Genomic DNA, 15284 nt, shown 5'->3' on the forward strand with positions numbered 1-15284 from the left:
AGGAAGCAGCCACATTCGTTATCACCGCACGAGACAGCACCTCAGCTTGAGCCTAGGGCACTGCAAACGATCCGCGCGGTTACATCGAAATTCTCCTTAGTAAGCACATCGATTGGCGCGCGACCTTTTAATCGCTCATGAGGTTTACAAAGAGCGCCATAAAGCCTCCACCCATCAACATCCGGAAACCGCGCTAACGCAGCAAGTACCAACTTGTGCCGCAGTGGATCAAGCTGCCAATCAGGAATGCGCTGACCGCGATTCCCAAGGCTCAGAGACAGCAGGTGCCGAGCCTTGATATCGCGGTTGATCTGATCTCGGGATTTGCCTGCCAGCTTGGCGAAGACAAGCAGCGGCAGACTACTCGAAGCTTCATAAGTGGCGAGCATCTCGGCGCGCTGACGTTGTATGTCTGATACCTGGGGTTCGCGCAGCTGTCCAGTCTGCGTTGGAGCAGGTAGGACAGGTGGATGCTGAGCCGCATTAAGGACCGGTTCGTTGCTGATGGACATTGTGGAGACTGGGACGGTCGTCGCGGGGGAGCCGCTGTTGTACAGAACGGCGTTTGCGTTCGCGTTTTCCAACGAAGGTAACGAAGCTGCCCCCTCTAAACGAATAGTCAGCGGAGAACTTGCCGCTTTTAGCTGGCCCTGCCCCCATAGATCCAGACGGTTCGCCCAATCCTGCATCATGGTCCGGCGCTGCTCGACGTACTCCGCGTGGTTGTAAGCCGCACTCACCTTATCCGGATCAGCATGAGAAAGCTGAGCATCCACCCACACCTTCGGGTAGCCGATCTCGTTCAGCGCCGTCGAGATCGTCGCCCTCATCCCATGACCCGTGAGTTGATCGGCGTACCCCATCCGGCGTAACGCGCCGTTCAGCGTGTTTTCGCTGATGCGCTTGCTCAGGTCGCTTCGATGCGCAAACAAGTAGCGCTGTGCGGGGACAACCTGGTCCAGCAAGTGACGCACGATCTCCAGCGCCTGAACCGACAGCGGGACAATGTACGGCGGCACATTTTGAATCTGCTTACCTGGCTTCCGCATCGCTAGCTGGAGTTGTTTCACCACTTCCGCCGGTATGACCCACAAGCGCTTCTCCAGATCGAACTGGTCTGGTGTCGCCAACCGCAACTCGCCCGTGCGGACACCGGTCAGCAGCAACAACCGAAGGCCAAGCCGCGTTTGGCTGGCGCCACCGTAATTTCGAAGAGCAACCATCAATCCTGGGAGCTCGTCCATTCGGAGAAATGGATTGTGCGTAACAGGAGGTTTGGGAAGTGCGACCACATCAAGGTCTGAAGCCGGGTTGTGTTCCAGTCCCTCGATTTTCACCAGCGCATAGCGGAACAATTGGTTGAACCAGGTCCGGCATTTTTCGGCGGTCGTTAAGGCCTTGCGCTGTTCGATCCTGCTCAGTAAATCTAGCAGATCGTGACGATTGATATCGTAGATAGACCGCCCGCCCAGGCTGGGCAGGACGTCTTTATTGAAGATTCTCAATATCTGCGAGAGCGTGCTTTGACGCCCTTCCTTCAGGCTCAGCCTGCGGAACTCCACCCACTGATTGAACACCGCCTCGAAGGTGTGCTCCTTCGCAGCATGAACAGCAAGCCGCTGTTGTTTGCGATGCTCATAGGGATTGATGCCTTGGGCAACCAAGGTACGGGCTTCATCACGACGGGTACGGGCTTCTTTAAGCCCAATTTGGGGATAACTACCGAGGGACATGCGCTTCTGCTTGCCCGCCCAGTAGTAGCGGAAGAGCCAGACTTTGCCGCCTCTGGCCGTCACATTGAGTGTGAGACCATCACTGTCGCCGAGGGTGTAGTCATTACCGGTGATTCGGGCGTGCCGAACTGTCATTTCTGAGAGTGCCATCGCGAGCTCCTGAACAGAGTCAGGGCCAGATGCTCGTCTCGTTGCGCAAACTGCTCCAGCAACAAACCGATTCAGTGCTCGTCAGAATTCTGGACTCAATTCTGGACTTAAACGCACCGGATAGTGCTGGATTTCAGTGGTTCCCGCTGGAACGAAAAAAGGGCCTAAAGGCCCTGATTTCAATCACTTACAGAATTCAGTGGAACTCTGTAGCGCAATATTTGGAGCGGGAAACGAGACTCGAACTCGCGACCCCGACCTTGGCAAGGTCGTGCTCTACCAACTGAGCTATTCCCGCGTCTTGGTGTGGCGCATTCTATAGATTCAGATTACGCCGTCAACCCTTTGATTCAAAAAAGTTTTATTTCGGCTCTACATCCGTCCGCAGATGCGGCCAGGCGGCGCGCAGGTATTGGACCATCGACCACAACGTCAGCCCAGCGGAAACCAGCAGTAGTGCGTAACCCAGCAGCACCCAGAAGCTGAAGTCCGACGGGTTGGCCAGCAGGATCACCAGCGCGAGCATCTGCGCGGCGGTTTTCCATTTGCCGAGGTTCGACACAGCAACCTGGGCGCGCGCCCCCAGCTCGGCCATCCATTCCCGGAGCGCCGAGACGACGATTTCGCGGCCAATGATCACCGCCGCCGGCAAGGTCAGCCAGAGGTTGCCATGTTCCTGCACCAGCAGCACCAGGGCCACCGCGACCATCAGCTTGTCGGCCACCGGATCGAGGAACGCGCCGAAGGGCGTGCTCTGCTCCAGGCGTCGGGCCAGGTAACCATCCAGCCAGTCCGTCGCGGCGGCGAAGGCGAAGACCGAGGCGGAGGCCACGTAGCTCCAGTGGTACGGCAAATAGAACAGCAATATGAAGATCGGGATGAGCAGGACGCGTAGAACGGTAATCAGGTTTGGGATATTCATCGGCACAACTGGCTACGAGGTTGACGGGCATTCTACTCGCTATGCAGGTTTGCATAAATCGACTCTGCGAGCTTTTTACTGATACCGGGTGCTTTGGCTATCTCCTCGATGCTGGCACGAGACAGTTCCTGCAATCCACCAAAATGTTTCAACAAGTCGCGACGGCGGGTCGGGCCGACGCCTGCCACACCCTCAAGTGTAGACGTACGGCGGGTCTTGCCACGGCGGGCACGGTGTCCGGTGATGGCGAAACGGTGGGCTTCGTCGCGAATCTGTTGGATCAGGTGCAGCGCTGGCGAATCGCCCTTGAGGGTGAATTCATGGGCGGCATCGTTCAGGTACAAGGTCTCGAAACCGGCCTTGCGCGTCGCGCCCTTGGCCACGCCGAGCAGGATCAGGTCGGGGACCATCAGCTCATTGAGCACATCGCGGGCCATGGACAACTGGCCTTTGCCGCCGTCCACCAGGAGGATATCCGGCAACTTGCCCTCCCCGTCCTTCAGCTTGCCGAAGCGCCGCATCAATGCCTGATGCATCGCGGCATAGTCATCGCCCGGTGTGACGCCTTCGATGTTGTAACGGCGGTAGTCGGACTTGATCGGGCCTTCCGGACCGAACACCACGCAGGACGCCACGGTCGCCTCGCCGCTGGAGTGACTGATGTCGTAGCATTCCAGCCGCTGCGGCGGCTCATCCAGGTTGAGGACATCGGCCAGGGCATCGAACCGCGCCGCCACGTGCTGACGATTGGCCAGGCGCGCGCCCAGGGCCTGTTCGGCGTTGGTCACGGCCAGTTGCTGCCAACGGGCACGGGTGCCGCGAACGCGGTGGCTGATGGTCAGTTCACGACCGCGGAGCTTGTCGATGGCTTCGATCAGGGCCGGGAAATCTTCATGGACCACGTTGACGATCAACTCGGCCGGCAAGTCCCGTTCCGGACTGCTGATGTAGTACTGGCCCAGGAAAGCCGCCATGACCTCGGCTACGTCCTCCTCGATACCCACTTGGGGAAAGAAGTTCTTGCTGCCCAGCACACGACCACCGCGCACGCTGATCAAATGCACGCAGGCGCCGCCCGGGTTGATGAACGCGGCGATCACATCGACATCGCCGCTGCCGCCTTCCATGCTTTGCTGGTCCTGCACGCGCCGCAGCAGGCCGATCTGGTCGCGCAGCTCGGCGGCGCGTTCGAATTCAAGGTTGACCGCCGCGTCCTCCATGGCTGCTGACAGCTCGTCGGTCAGCGCATTGCTGCGACCCTCCAGGAACATCACCGAGTGACGCACATCCTCGGCGTAGACCTGGGGCTCGACAAACCCCACGCAAGGCGCCTTGCAGCGCTTGATCTGGTACTGCAGGCAGGGCCGGGTGCGGTTCTTGTAGTAGCTGTCTTCACACTGGCGAACGAAGAAGGTCTTCTGCAGCAGGCTGAGGCTTTCACGAATCGCCCCGGCGCTGGGATAAGGGCCGAAATACCTGCCCTTGGCCTTCTTGGCACCCCGATGAATGCTCAGGCGCGGAAACGCCCCGTCGGACAGAAACACGTAGGGGTAGGATTTGTCGTCGCGCAGCAGGATGTTGTACGGCGGGCGCCATTCCTTGATCAGCGTCTGTTCGAGCAGCAGGGCCTCGGTTTCATTGGCGGTGATCGTCGTTTCGATTTGCGCGATGCGCCCCACCAGGGCAGAGGTCTTCGGGGCGAGGCCGGTCTTGCGAAAGTAGCTGGCCAGGCGTTTCTTGAGGTTCTTGGCCTTGCCGACATAAAGCAGGCGCGCCTCGCTGTCGAACATGCGGTACACGCCGGGACGACCGCTGCAGGTGGAGAGGAACGCGCTGGGATCAAACAATTCAGTCATTTTCAGGCGCTGGCATCGACCATGCCGTGGCGCACCGCCAACAGTGTCAATTCGACGTCACTGCTGATCGAAAGCTTCTCGAAGATACGGTAACGGTAGGTGTTGACGGTCTTGGGGGACAGGCACAGCTTGTCGGAGATGATCTGTACCTTCTGGCAACCGACAATCATCAGGGCAATCTGGATTTCCCGTTCCGACAGCGCATCGAAAGGCGAATCGTTGGTCGGCTGGAACGACTTGATCGCCAACTGCTGGGCGATTTGCGGGCTGATGTAGCGTTGCCCGGCAAAAACCAGACGAATGGCCTGGACCATTTCGTTCAAGCCAGCGCCCTTGGTGAGGTAGCCCGCCGCGCCCGCTTGCAACAGCCGGGTGGGGAATGGGTCCTCTTCGCAGACGGTTACCGCGACCACCTTGATGTCCGGGTGACTGCGCAGCAGCTTGCGCGTGGCTTCAAGGCCGCCGATGCCAGGCATCTTGACGTCCATCAATACCACGTCGGGTTTCAATTCACGTGCCTTGATCAGGGACTCTTCCCCGGATTCAGCCTGACCAACTACCTGCAGGCCGTCGATGTCAGCCAGCATTCGTGTAATGCCCGTACGGACGAGATCATGGTCATCGACCACTAACACCCTAATCAAGCAGACACCTCACGATTTGGTCTTATTTGGGTTGCACAACACCTTAGCAAAAAGCATCCGGCAGACCTAGCGCAAAGGGACAGATAAAAGTTACAACGCATCTTTAATCGGCACGACATCCGAGGCGTCAAGCACCGATGTCTCGCTGCATCCTCAGGAAACACTCGTCCTCGCCCACGACACGCAGGCCCATGCGTTCGTATAACGCCCTGGCGGGATTGTCCTTGAACACCGTCAGGCGCAGCGCCGGGCGCCGTTCCAGCACCACCAGGTCCCAAACCTGTCCGATCGTCCAGGTACCGGCGCCCTGCCCGCGGAACGCCTCGTTTATCTGCAGCTCACGGATATACAACGCCCGGGCATCACGACTGAGGCTGACAAAACCCAACACCTGGCCTTCACGACTGATTATCCAGTTCTGGCGAATGATCCAGGCCAGGTCGAACGCTTCGTCCTGCCAGAGCAAATCATGCCTGAGGTAATAAGGAAGCATGTTGTCGCAGGTCAGTTGCCGGGCGAAGTCGATGTCCCCGTTCGTTGCAGCACGCCACTCGAAGCTCATGAAGACCTCATTGAAGCGCTGTCACCGGCACGACTTGCCCGGCCCAACCGTTGACGTCGCGGCGGGCAATCACCAACAGCTCGCCCGTACCCGGCGCCGCCGCGAGCAGCGAACCGTCCGGGCCCCAGATGGCACTGCGGCCAGCCGACTCCCAGCCTCCGGTGACGCCGCCATGGTTAGCCATCAGCACGGTCATGGCATGCTGCCGGGCATAGCCTTGCAGCAACGTCGTATCGGGCACGTAGCCACCCTCGGTGATCAACACCCCTGCTGCATAGAGCGTAGCGCCCTGCCCGGCTGCCGCAGCCGCATGACTGGCATGGGAAAAATCGGCACACACCGCCAGCGCGATGCGATCCTGCCCCATTGTCAGCGTCGAGCCACCGTGACCTGGGGCAAAGGCGACTTCTTCCCCAGGGTGCAGATGCTGCTTGCTGTAGACCCCGAGGGAGCCGTCGGCACCGAGGACCAACGCGCCGATCAACACCGGAGCGTCGGCCGACAGCCGAATGGGCATGCCCACCACGGCGGTCAGGCCGAGCGCTTGCGCCAGGTCACGCAGCGGTTGCAGTACGGCATCCTCCGGCAGGATCGCCAGCTCCGCAGCCAGGCTGCGTTCGTAGCCGGTGAGCGACAGTTCAGGGAATACCAGCAACTGCACGTTTTGCTCAGCGGCAGCCTGCATGAAACGCTGATGAGACACGAGGTTGGCGCGAAGGTCCCCCGCGACGGAAATCGACTGGGCGGCGGCGAAGACTGGAGCGGTCATGGGTCATCCCTGGGAGGCGGTGCAAACCTGAAGTTTGTCATAAAGCCCATCGGACTCAAGCCAAGGCGAACAATTGCATGCCCTCGATAGAATTTTCTGATTGAACCGCCGCCCTGCCCTCTAGTAAGCTCAGGGCCATTCATCGGAGACAGACCATGTTCAACGCCCTCTCACCGCTAGACACCGCCAGCGCCCCGCGCTCGGTTGCGGCTGCCCGGGCGAACAGCGTTCAAACTCCGGTCAGCTTTTATTTTGGGTATTGGTTTAGCCACTGGCGCGCCTGATACCCAACCGGCGCCCACTTTAAAACGGGTCGCCTTCCAGAGTTTTCCAAACCCCCGGTCGGCCTCCCGACCGGGGGTTTTGTTTTTCCGGCCCCATACATTTGCAGCACCAGACAACTTGAGGATTGAGCCATGAACTACGCCACTTATTACCGTTACGACAGTTTTTCCGCCTGGCGATTTACCAGCCACCGCTCGGGACAGCCTGCCGCCTCCGATCGGTCACCTACCGGTGGCAAGCCTCAATTGCGGGCCCATACGGCCAATTGTCGAACACCCCACTAGGACCGGCGCGGGAACGAACCCGCTGCCCGTCCAGGAAGCCAGATCATGAATTCGTCCGTCTCTGCTTTGCCGCTGTCCACGCTCAACCCTGCCAACGAAGCCCTGACCCTGCGTCTGCCAAGCTCGTTGCAACTCAAGCATCAATTGCCGCTCAGCACCGCGTTGAGCCACCAAGTGAGCGTCCATCGCCAGGCCATCCGCGCGATCATCAACGGTGAAGACGCCCGCCTGCTGGTCATCGTCGGCCCCTGCTCGATCCATGACCCCAAATCCGCCCTCGAATATGCCGCCAACCTGGCTCGCGTAGCCCACGAAGTGAGCGACAGCATGCTCTTGGTCATGCGCGCCTACGTGGAAAAGCCCCGCACGACTGTGGGTTGGAAAGGCCTGGCCTACGATCCCGGCCTGGATGGCAGCGACGACATGGCCGCCGGCCTGACCTTGTCCCGGGAGTTGATGCGCGAAATGCTGCAACTGGGCCTGCCCGTCGCCACCGAACTGTTGCAACCCATGGCCGCCAGTTACTTCGATGACCTGCTCAGTTGGGTCGCCATTGGCGCTCGCACCACCGAATCGCAGATCCACCGGGAGATGGCCAGCGGGCTGGGCATGCCGGTGGGGTTCAAGAACGGCACGGACGGCGGGGTCGGCATTGCCTGCGACGCCATGCGCTCCGCCGCCCACCCCCATCGGCATTTCGGCGTCGACAGCCAGGGCCATCCGGCGATCATCCAGACCCCAGGCAACCCCGACACCCACCTGGTGCTGCGCGGCGGCCATCGCGGACCGAACTATGACCGCCAGAGCGTCACGCAGATACACAGCGACCTGACCCGCCTCAAGATACCAGCCCGGATCATGGTGGACTGCAGCCACGCCAACAGCGGCAAGGACCCGCTGCGTCAGCCGCAGGTGTTCAATGACGTGCTGGAACAACGGCTGCAAGGGAACCGCTCCCTGATCGGCATGATGCTCGAAAGCCACCTGTTCGAAGGCTGCCAGCCGCTGGGCCCGTCGATGCGCTACGGCGTCTCGGTCACCGATGGCTGCCTGGGCTGGGAGTCCACCGAGCAGCTGTTGCGCGAGGCTCATCGCCGGTTGCAATTGCCCGCCTGAGGTCCCGAACCCACCTGTTCCTGGAACCAGGGGCAGCATGGGGCCTTTTGTGGGAGCGAGCTTGCTCGCGATGGCGTCAGTTCAGCCAGCCTTGGGTTGCCTGACACACCGTCATCGCGAGCAAGCTCACTCCCACCAGGGTTGCCCGGGACTGCGCTCAACCTGACGTACTGGAACGCACCCGGACCGTCACCCACTCGGAGCGCTGGCTGACGTCATCCAGGCGCTCGACCTGATAGAACACGCTCACCGAGCTGTCGCGCTGGTCCTGCCAGTAACTTGCGGGAATCACGAACATGAGCGGCTTACCTGCCGTGGCCTCGGTGATTTCGCGCTCAAGCACGTAAGCGGAGTTGCCATTGCACTGCAACCAGACCAGCTCGCCCGCCTCAAGCCCGGGATTATCGATGACAATCGTCACCCCCTCTTGCAGGTCGTCGACCTCCAGCCAGCCGTCGTTCATCTCCCGAATCTGAAGGGCCTTCAGCGCAGGGCGCTGCAACGGGCCGATGTGCAACGACAAGGGCTCAGCCCGACGCACCGAGTGTCCACGCCTGACGACATAGGTCAGGGCCAGGTCGTGTCCAGAATGGGGCGCGATCAGCGAATGATCGATCCAGAGCGATACCTCACGACCCACTGCATGGGCTTCTATGTCCAGCACATCGCGCCACAGCGCTTTGAAATCCTTGCTGGCAGTCAGGATCAGCCGATCGCCGGCCGCCATCCTGGCGTAGGGCCGAATGCTCACCCACGTTCCTTCAGGCACCCGACTCGGATCGAGGCTGCCCCTCACCGCATCGTTGGCAATGGCGGGCAGCAGTTGCGGCGATGCATCGCCGATCTCCAGTTGCAGGTGTTCCGAAAGCAGCGTGGCCGGCAACCGCTTGCCCGTTACCTCGTAGGAGATCTCCAGCGAGCCGCCGTCCAACTCGGCGATATGCGGTTCGCGCACGACGAACACGACGTCTCGCCCCACTTGCCGCTCAGTGACAAACCCGGCCACTTCATGCCGGTAGGGTTCGCCATCGTTGTTGAGGCCGTGCCAACGCAGCACCACTTCATCCCCGCAGGTCATCATGGGATAAGGCTTGACGGTCACCACGGCGTTGCGCCAGGCCGGGTTGATCACCCCGTCCCTGGCCGCTGCCAGGACCGGTGGCGGCAGCCTTGTTGCTGGGGTTGAACGGGATCGTTGAAGCGATGGATAGGTGATCATGTACAGGCTCCAGTCCTTGGATGAAGGCACCGTTTGAATAACGGCGCCCGACGGAGCCATTAAAACCCGCTCGCGCCAACCCCGCAGCCAGACAAGACGACAGCGCGAGTGGTCCTTGGCGCTCGAACCTGTAGCTGCAAACCACAGCGGTTATAGGAGACCTCCTACATCCTCAAGTACCGCCCGGGTACCTCCCACTCTTCCCACTTTTTTTATTCCGGTTTCCCTGGATCAGGGCGGTTTCTTCCTACACCGTACAGAATGAGCCTGCATTAGAGTGAAGTCGCAAATTCAAGGTGAACCTCTTCGAAAAAGGTACCAACATGCAACGGAATGCAACCACTCAATTTCCCATCCTCTTGGTTCATGGGTTGTTCGGGTTTGACAAGATCGGCGGCTTCGAACTTTTCCATGGCATCAAACAGGCCCTGCGTGCAGGCGGTGCCCGGGTGTTCATCCCGCACTTGTCGGCCACCCACTCCAACGAAGCCAGGGGCGAACAATTGCTGGTTCAGATCGATCGGGTTCTGGCTGGCACCGGCGCCACCCGGGTCAATCTGATCGGCCACAGCCAGGGTGCGCTGGCCGCCCGGTATGCCGCCGCGCTGGCACCCGACAGGGTGGCCTCGGTCACCTCGGTCAGCGGCCCCAACCATGGTTCCGAACTGGCAGACTTCCTGCGCAAGGCCCTCACGCCCGGACGGCTGCCAGGGCACGTGGCAAGGGGCGTCGCCACGCTGTTCGCCGATTTCATCTCGCTGCTGGACGGCCAGGCGCAGCTATCGCCGGCCGCTGTCGCCGCGCTGCCGGCGCTGACCACCGAGGGCGTGGGCGCCTTTAATGACAAATACCCCCAGGGCCTGCCGAAGTGCTGGGGCGGGAACGGTCCGGACCGGGTCAACGGCGTGCGCTACTACTCATGGAGCGGCACGTTGCCAGAGACGACGGATAAAGCACGAGAGCCTTCGCAGGTTTTCTGCCGCGCCTTTTCCGAATACTTCATCACCGAAGCCGGGCAGAACGACGGCCTGGTCGGGCGCTTCAGTTCGCACCTGGGCAAGGTCATCCGCTCCGACTACCCCATGGACCACATGGAGGCGATCAGCCCGGGAGGCGGCAAGGCATGCAAGGGAACAGACGCCACAGAGCTTTACCTGCGCCACGCCGAGCGCCTGCGCAAAGCCGGCCTTTGATCGCCAGGCCCAAGGTTTTGACGCAATTTTGACAACACCCCGTCAGTGAATCCGGTAGGCTCAACACCTTTAAACACATCGAAAGGAATTTGCCCCATGGCCAAAGCCACTGCCCGCCACATCCTGGTTTCCACCGAAGACAAGTGCAACGAACTCAAGGCCCAGATCGAAGCCGGTGCCGACTTCGCCGAAGTGGCCAAGGCCAACTCCTCCTGCCCGTCCAGCCGTCAGGGCGGCGACCTGGGTTCGTTCGGCCCGGGCCAGATGGTCAAGGAATTCGACACCGTGGTGTTCAGCGCACCGATCAATACCGTCCAAGGCCCGGTCAAGACCCAGTTCGGCTACCACCTGCTGGAAGTCACCAGCCGCCAGGATTGATGGCCCCTTGTGGGAGCAAGGCTTGCCCGCGATGAAACGATAACGCGGTTTAGCTGTTGGACCGCGGCGCGGCCATCGCGGGCAAGCCTTACTCCCACAGGTTTTGTTCCCACCTGGCAGGGACAATCCCCTCGCTACAGGGGACTGGCCATTCAGGCACCGCTCGCGTACAAATCGTGTCATCGATCACCCGGCTCTAAGGCTGACAATGCGACTGGCGTTCCCTTCACTGCTATTGATTGCCGTGGTCCTGCTGACAGGCGCCGCCGGCGTCGATGCAGCACCGCAACATGCCCTGACCGTCTATGGCGAACCCGCCAAATATGCCGAAGGCTTCGGCCACTTCGCCTACGCCAACCCCCAGGCCCCAAAAGGCGGGACCATGCGCCGCTCGGCCGTGGAGATTGGCCACTTCGACCACATCCTGCCCTACATCGACAAGGGCATCGGCGTCAGCCAGATCGACGGGATGCTCTACTCGCCACTGGCCCAGCGCTCGCTGGATGAACCCTATACCGTCTATGGCCTGGTGGCGCAGAAGATGGAACGTGCCGACGATGGCCTGTCCCTGCGCTTCTACCTCAACCCCAAGGCCCGCTTCGCCGATGGCAAGCCCATCACCGCCCAGGACGTGCGCTACAGCTTCGAGCTGTTGATGACCCAAGGCAGCCTGCGCTATCGCACCCAGTTCGCGGCGGTCAAGGACGTCGTGGTCGAGGACGAGCGCACCGTACGCTTCAACTTCAAGAACAACGAAAGCCGTACCCTGCCCCTGGACATCGCCACCCTGCCGGTCTTTCCCGAACATTGGTGGAAGACGCGCGACTTCGCCAACGGCGGCGGCTACGAGGCGCCACTGGGCAGTGGCCCCTACCGGGTGAGCAAAGTCGATTCCGGGCGCAGCATCACGTTCGAGCGCAATGCCGATTGGTGGGGCAAGGATTTGCCGGTCAGCCGCGGGCTCTACAATTTCGACCATTTCAGCATCGAGTATTTTGGCGACACTGACGTCGCCCGCCAGGTGCTGCGCGGTGGCGCCTATGACTACAATCGTGAATTTTCCGCCACCGGCTATTCCATCGGCTACGACGGCCCGGCCCTGCAGGACGGCCGCCTGCAAAAGGCCCACCTGGCCAAAGAGGCACCCCAGAGCGCCCAGGGCTTTGTCTTCAACCTGCAAAAACCGCAGTTCCAGGACCGTCGCGTGCGCCAGGCCCTGGCCATGCTCTGGGATTTCGAATGGAGCAACCGCCAGATGATGCGCAACGTCTATGTGCGTCAGCAGAGTTACTTCTCCAACACTGACCTCGCCGCTCGAAAACTGCCCGATGCCGGCGAGCTGGCGATTCTGGAGCCGTTGCGCGGGCAGATTCCCGACGAAGTCTTCACCCAGGTCTTCCAGGCCCCGAAAACCGATGGCAGCGGCGTGATCCGCGACAAACAATTGCAAGCCCTGGCCCTGTTGGAACAGGCTGGCTGGAAACCCGACGGCGACCGCCTGGTGAATGCCGAGGGCGAACCGCTGAGCTTTACCTTCCTGAACAGCCAGAACGGTATCGACCGCCTGCTGCTGCCCTACAAACGTACCCTGGCGCAAATCGGCATCGACATGAGCATTCGCCGCATCGACGCCTCCCAGTACGTCAATCGCCTGATGAGTCGCGACTACGACATGATCATCACCGGCTACCCCGTCAGCACCTCGCCGGGCATGGAACTCTACAATTACTTCGGTTCGGCGGCCGCCAATGACCCGGGGGCCAACAACTACATGGCCTTGAAGAACCCGGCGGTGGACGCGCTGATCGACGGTTTGGTCAAGGCCAGCACCCAAGCCGACATGCTGCGCCATGCCCACGCCCTGGACCGGGTGCTGCAATGGAATTACTACTGGATCCCCAACTATTACCCGCCGGGCAGCTCGACCGTGTGGTGGAATCGCTTCGGCATGCCCAAGGTTCAGGCCAGCAATGACGAAGCCATCGAAAGCTGGTGGGAAGTGAGCACCACACCGTTGACCAACGAACAAATGCGCGCCGAACGCATCAGGCGCGGCACACCTGGAGGGCCGCATTGATGTGGGCTTATATCGTGCGGCGCCTGCTGCTGATCATTCCCACACTGGTGATTATCCTGCTGGTGAACTTCGTCATCGTGCAGGCCGCACCCGGCGGGCCGGTGGAACAGGCCATCGCCCACCTGCAAGGCATCGGCGGCAGCAGCGTCGGCGGTTCGGGCAGTGAGATGAGCGGCAATTCCCGCGCCAGTCGCGGCCTGGACCCGCAACTGATCAAGGACATCGAGAAACAGTACGGCTTCGATAAACCGGCCCACGAGCGCCTGTGGCTGATGCTCAGCAGCTATGCGCGCCTCGACTTCGGCAAGAGCTTCTTCCGCGGCGCCACGGTCACCGACCTGATCCTGGAAAAGATGCCGGTGACCATTTCCCTCGGGCTCTGGGCGACCTTGATCACCTACCTGGTGTCGATTCCCCTGGGCATTCGCAAGGCCGTGCGCCACGGCTCGGCATTCGACGTGTGGAGCAGCACCGCGATCATCATTGGCTACGCCATGCCGGCGTTCCTCTTCGCGATGTTCCTGATCGTGGTGTTCGCTGGCGGCACCTCGCTGAACTGGTTTCCGGTGCGCGGGCTGGTGTCGGACAACTTCGAGTCGCTGTCGACGCTGGGCAAGATCGCCGATTATTTCTGGCACCTGGTGCTGCCGGTCACCTCGCTGGTGATCGGCGGCTTCGCCACCCTGACGATCCTGACCAAGAACTCGTTCCTCAATGAAATCACCCGCCAGTACGTGGTCACGGCGCGGGCCAAGGGCATGAGCGAACAGCGGGTGCTCTACGGTCACGTGTTCCGCAATGCGATGCTGCTGGTGGTCTCCGGCATTCCCCAGGCGTTCATCAGCGTGTTCTTTGCCGGCTCCTTGCTGATCGAGGTGATCTTTTCCCTCGACGGGCTGGGGCGCATGAGCTACGAGGCCGCGGTGTCCCGGGATTATCCGGTGGTGTTCGGCTCGCTGTTCATCTTCACGCTGTTCGGCCTGCTGATCAAACTCATCGGCGACCTCTGCTACACCCTGGTGGACCCGCGCATCGACTTCGCCGCGAGGAACGCCTGATGTTCAAGCTTTCCCCCTTGGGCCGCCGACGCTTCGAGCGTTTCAGGAAAAACCGCCGGGGCTGGTGGTCGTTGTGGCTGTTCATCGGCCTGTTCATCCTGAGCCTGGGCGGCGAGCTGATCGCCAATGACAAGCCACTGGTGGTGAGCTACCAGGGCTCGCTGTATTTCCCGGTATTCAAGCGCCACACCGAGCAGGAATTTGGCGGGCAACTGCCGTTCCAGGCCGACTACCGCAGCAGCTACGTGCAGAACCTGATCCACAAGGACGGCGGCTGGCTGTGGTTTCCACCGATCCCGTTCAGCGACGACACCCCCAACTACGACCTCAACCAACCCGCCCCGAGCCCACCCTCATCGGTGAACTGGCTAGGCACCGATGACCAGTCCCGGGACGTGCTGGCCCGGGTGATCTTCGGCGCGCGGGTGTCGATCCTGTTCGCCCTGGCCCTGACCGCCATCAGTGCGCTGATCGGCATCGCCGCCGGTGCGTTGCAGGGCTATTACGGCGGCTGGGTGGATCTGCTCGGGCAACGCCTGCTGGAAGTCTGGTCCGGGCTGCCAGTGCTCTATCTGTTGATCATCCTGTCCGGCTTCGTCGAACCGAATTTCTGGTGGCTGCTGGGGATCATGGCGCTGTTTTCCTGGCTGGCCCTGGTGGACGTGGTCCGCGCCGAGTTCCTGCGCGGGCGCAACCTGGAGTACGTCAAGGCGGCCAGGGCCCTGGGCTTATCCGATCGCAAGGTGATCGTGCGGCATATCCTGCCCAACGCGATGAACGCCACCCTGAGCTACCTGCCCTTCATCCTCACCGGGGCAATCTCCACCCTCACCGCCCTGGATTTTCTTGGCTTCGGCATGCCGGCCGGTAGCGCCTCCCTGGGCGAGTTGATCGCCCAGGGCAAACAGAACCTGCAAGCGCCGTGGTTGGGGCTGACGGCGTTTTTCACCCTGGCCCTGATTCTTTCCCTGTTGGTGTTTATCGGCGAAGCGTTGCGAGACGCGTTCGACCCACGCTCTTGAAAACAACCATGAAGCG

At 61.1% G+C, this 15284-nt stretch carries 13 protein-coding genes and 1 tRNA gene; 6 read left to right on the forward strand and 8 right to left on the reverse strand.

Going from position 1 to position 15284, the window contains the following annotated elements; translation table 11 throughout:
* Window positions 1-41 precede the first annotated feature (41 nt).
* The 7 genes from IB266_RS25455 to IB266_RS25485 form a co-directional block, all read right to left on the reverse strand.
* Window positions 42-1883 (reverse strand): tyrosine-type recombinase/integrase, encoded by a 1842-nt coding sequence (locus IB266_RS25455; RefSeq protein ID WP_048392768.1) that lies wholly within the window; start codon window positions 1881-1883, stop codon window positions 42-44.
* Window positions 1884-2105: 222 nt separating this feature from the next.
* Window positions 2106-2181: transfer RNA gene (locus IB266_RS25460), tRNA-Gly, on the reverse strand.
* A gap of 63 nt (window positions 2182-2244) precedes the next feature.
* Window positions 2245-2805: a CDP-diacylglycerol--glycerol-3-phosphate 3-phosphatidyltransferase gene (pgsA, locus tag IB266_RS25465; protein ID WP_018608070.1), complete on the reverse strand. Its 561-nt coding sequence runs from the start codon at window positions 2803-2805 to the stop codon at window positions 2245-2247.
* Between the two features lie 32 nt (window positions 2806-2837).
* Window positions 2838-4661 carry an excinuclease ABC subunit UvrC gene (gene uvrC / locus IB266_RS25470; protein ID WP_192263183.1) on the reverse strand — a complete coding sequence of 608 codons (1824 nt, stop codon included), beginning with the start codon at window positions 4659-4661 and terminating at the stop codon, window positions 2838-2840.
* 2 nt (window positions 4662-4663) lie between these two features.
* Window positions 4664-5305 (reverse strand): UvrY/SirA/GacA family response regulator transcription factor, encoded by a 642-nt coding sequence (gene uvrY, locus IB266_RS25475; protein ID WP_003200277.1) that lies wholly within the window; start codon window positions 5303-5305, stop codon window positions 4664-4666.
* A 127-nt stretch (window positions 5306-5432) separates the two neighbouring features.
* On the reverse strand, window positions 5433-5867 hold the full coding sequence (locus IB266_RS25480) for a GNAT family N-acetyltransferase (protein WP_192263184.1): 435 nt from the start codon (window positions 5865-5867) through the stop codon (window positions 5433-5435).
* Between the two features lie 7 nt (window positions 5868-5874).
* The gene (locus IB266_RS25485) at window positions 5875-6636 is read right to left on the reverse strand and encodes a carbon-nitrogen hydrolase family protein (RefSeq protein WP_192263185.1); all 762 of its coding nucleotides are present in this window, start codon (window positions 6634-6636) and stop codon (window positions 5875-5877) included.
* Between the two features lie 614 nt (window positions 6637-7250).
* On the opposite strand from IB266_RS25485, the gene IB266_RS25490 reads away from it, so the two are divergent.
* Entirely contained in the window at window positions 7251-8321 is a 1071-nt protein-coding gene (locus IB266_RS25490; RefSeq protein ID WP_192263186.1) for a 3-deoxy-7-phosphoheptulonate synthase, read from the forward strand.
* A 157-nt stretch (window positions 8322-8478) separates the two neighbouring features.
* On the opposite strand, the gene IB266_RS25495 is transcribed toward IB266_RS25490, so the two are convergent.
* Window positions 8479-9540: a hypothetical protein gene (locus tag IB266_RS25495; RefSeq protein ID WP_225613652.1), complete on the reverse strand. Its 1062-nt coding sequence runs from the start codon at window positions 9538-9540 to the stop codon at window positions 8479-8481.
* A gap of 323 nt (window positions 9541-9863) precedes the next feature.
* Here IB266_RS25495 and IB266_RS25500 point away from each other — a divergent pair, with 323 nt between their 5' ends.
* The 5 genes from IB266_RS25500 (at window position 9864) to IB266_RS25520 (ending at window position 15268) form a co-directional block, all read left to right on the forward strand.
* Entirely contained in the window at window positions 9864-10733 is an 870-nt protein-coding gene (locus IB266_RS25500; RefSeq protein ID WP_192263187.1) for an esterase/lipase family protein, read from the forward strand.
* 96 nt (window positions 10734-10829) lie between these two features.
* A complete protein-coding gene (locus tag IB266_RS25505) occupies window positions 10830-11111 on the forward strand; it encodes a peptidylprolyl isomerase (RefSeq protein WP_072405155.1) in 282 nt (93 codons plus the stop codon).
* Window positions 11112-11319: 208 nt separating this feature from the next.
* Window positions 11320-13188 carry an extracellular solute-binding protein gene (locus tag IB266_RS25510; protein WP_060738095.1) on the forward strand — a complete coding sequence of 623 codons (1869 nt, stop codon included), beginning with the start codon at window positions 11320-11322 and terminating at the stop codon, window positions 13186-13188.
* Window positions 13188-14246, forward strand: a complete 1059-nt coding sequence (locus IB266_RS25515) for a microcin C ABC transporter permease YejB (protein WP_192263188.1) — start codon at window positions 13188-13190, stop codon at window positions 14244-14246. Before IB266_RS25510 ends, IB266_RS25515 begins: the two co-directional genes overlap by 1 nt.
* Window positions 14246-15268, forward strand: a complete 1023-nt coding sequence (locus tag IB266_RS25520) for an ABC transporter permease (protein ID WP_092170264.1) — start codon at window positions 14246-14248, stop codon at window positions 15266-15268. The genes IB266_RS25515 and IB266_RS25520 overlap by 1 nt, the downstream gene beginning before the upstream one ends.
* Window positions 15269-15284 lie beyond the last annotated feature (16 nt).

It is taken from the genome of Pseudomonas sp. Pdm06 (assembly GCF_014851795.1).
Taxonomy (GTDB): domain Bacteria; phylum Pseudomonadota; class Gammaproteobacteria; order Pseudomonadales; family Pseudomonadaceae; genus Aquipseudomonas; species Aquipseudomonas fluorescens_AA.

Excerpts from the sequence above, each read along its gene's own strand:
- IB266_RS25455 (WP_048392768.1), bottom strand. The coding sequence starts at position 1,883 with ATGGCACTCTCAGAAATGACAGTTCGGCACGCCCGAATCACCGGTAAT.
- pgsA (WP_018608070.1), bottom strand. The coding sequence starts at position 2,805 with ATGAATATCCCAAACCTGATTACCGTTCTACGCGTCCTGCTCATCCCG.
- uvrC (WP_192263183.1), bottom strand. The coding sequence starts at position 4,661 with ATGACTGAATTGTTTGATCCCAGCGCGTTCCTCTCCACCTGCAGCGGT.
- IB266_RS25480 (WP_192263184.1), bottom strand. The coding sequence starts at position 5,867 with ATGAGCTTCGAGTGGCGTGCTGCAACGAACGGGGACATCGACTTCGCC.
- IB266_RS25485 (WP_192263185.1), bottom strand. The coding sequence starts at position 6,636 with ATGACCGCTCCAGTCTTCGCCGCCGCCCAGTCGATTTCCGTCGCGGGG.
- IB266_RS25490 (WP_192263186.1), top strand. The coding sequence starts at position 7,251 with ATGAATTCGTCCGTCTCTGCTTTGCCGCTGTCCACGCTCAACCCTGCC.
- IB266_RS25495 (WP_225613652.1), bottom strand. The coding sequence starts at position 9,540 with ATGATCACCTATCCATCGCTTCAACGATCCCGTTCAACCCCAGCAACA.
- IB266_RS25500 (WP_192263187.1), top strand. The coding sequence starts at position 9,864 with ATGCAACGGAATGCAACCACTCAATTTCCCATCCTCTTGGTTCATGGG.
- IB266_RS25505 (WP_072405155.1), top strand. The coding sequence starts at position 10,830 with ATGGCCAAAGCCACTGCCCGCCACATCCTGGTTTCCACCGAAGACAAG.
- IB266_RS25510 (WP_060738095.1), top strand. The coding sequence starts at position 11,320 with ATGCGACTGGCGTTCCCTTCACTGCTATTGATTGCCGTGGTCCTGCTG.
- IB266_RS25515 (WP_192263188.1), top strand. The coding sequence starts at position 13,188 with ATGTGGGCTTATATCGTGCGGCGCCTGCTGCTGATCATTCCCACACTG.
- IB266_RS25520 (WP_092170264.1), top strand. The coding sequence starts at position 14,246 with ATGTTCAAGCTTTCCCCCTTGGGCCGCCGACGCTTCGAGCGTTTCAGG.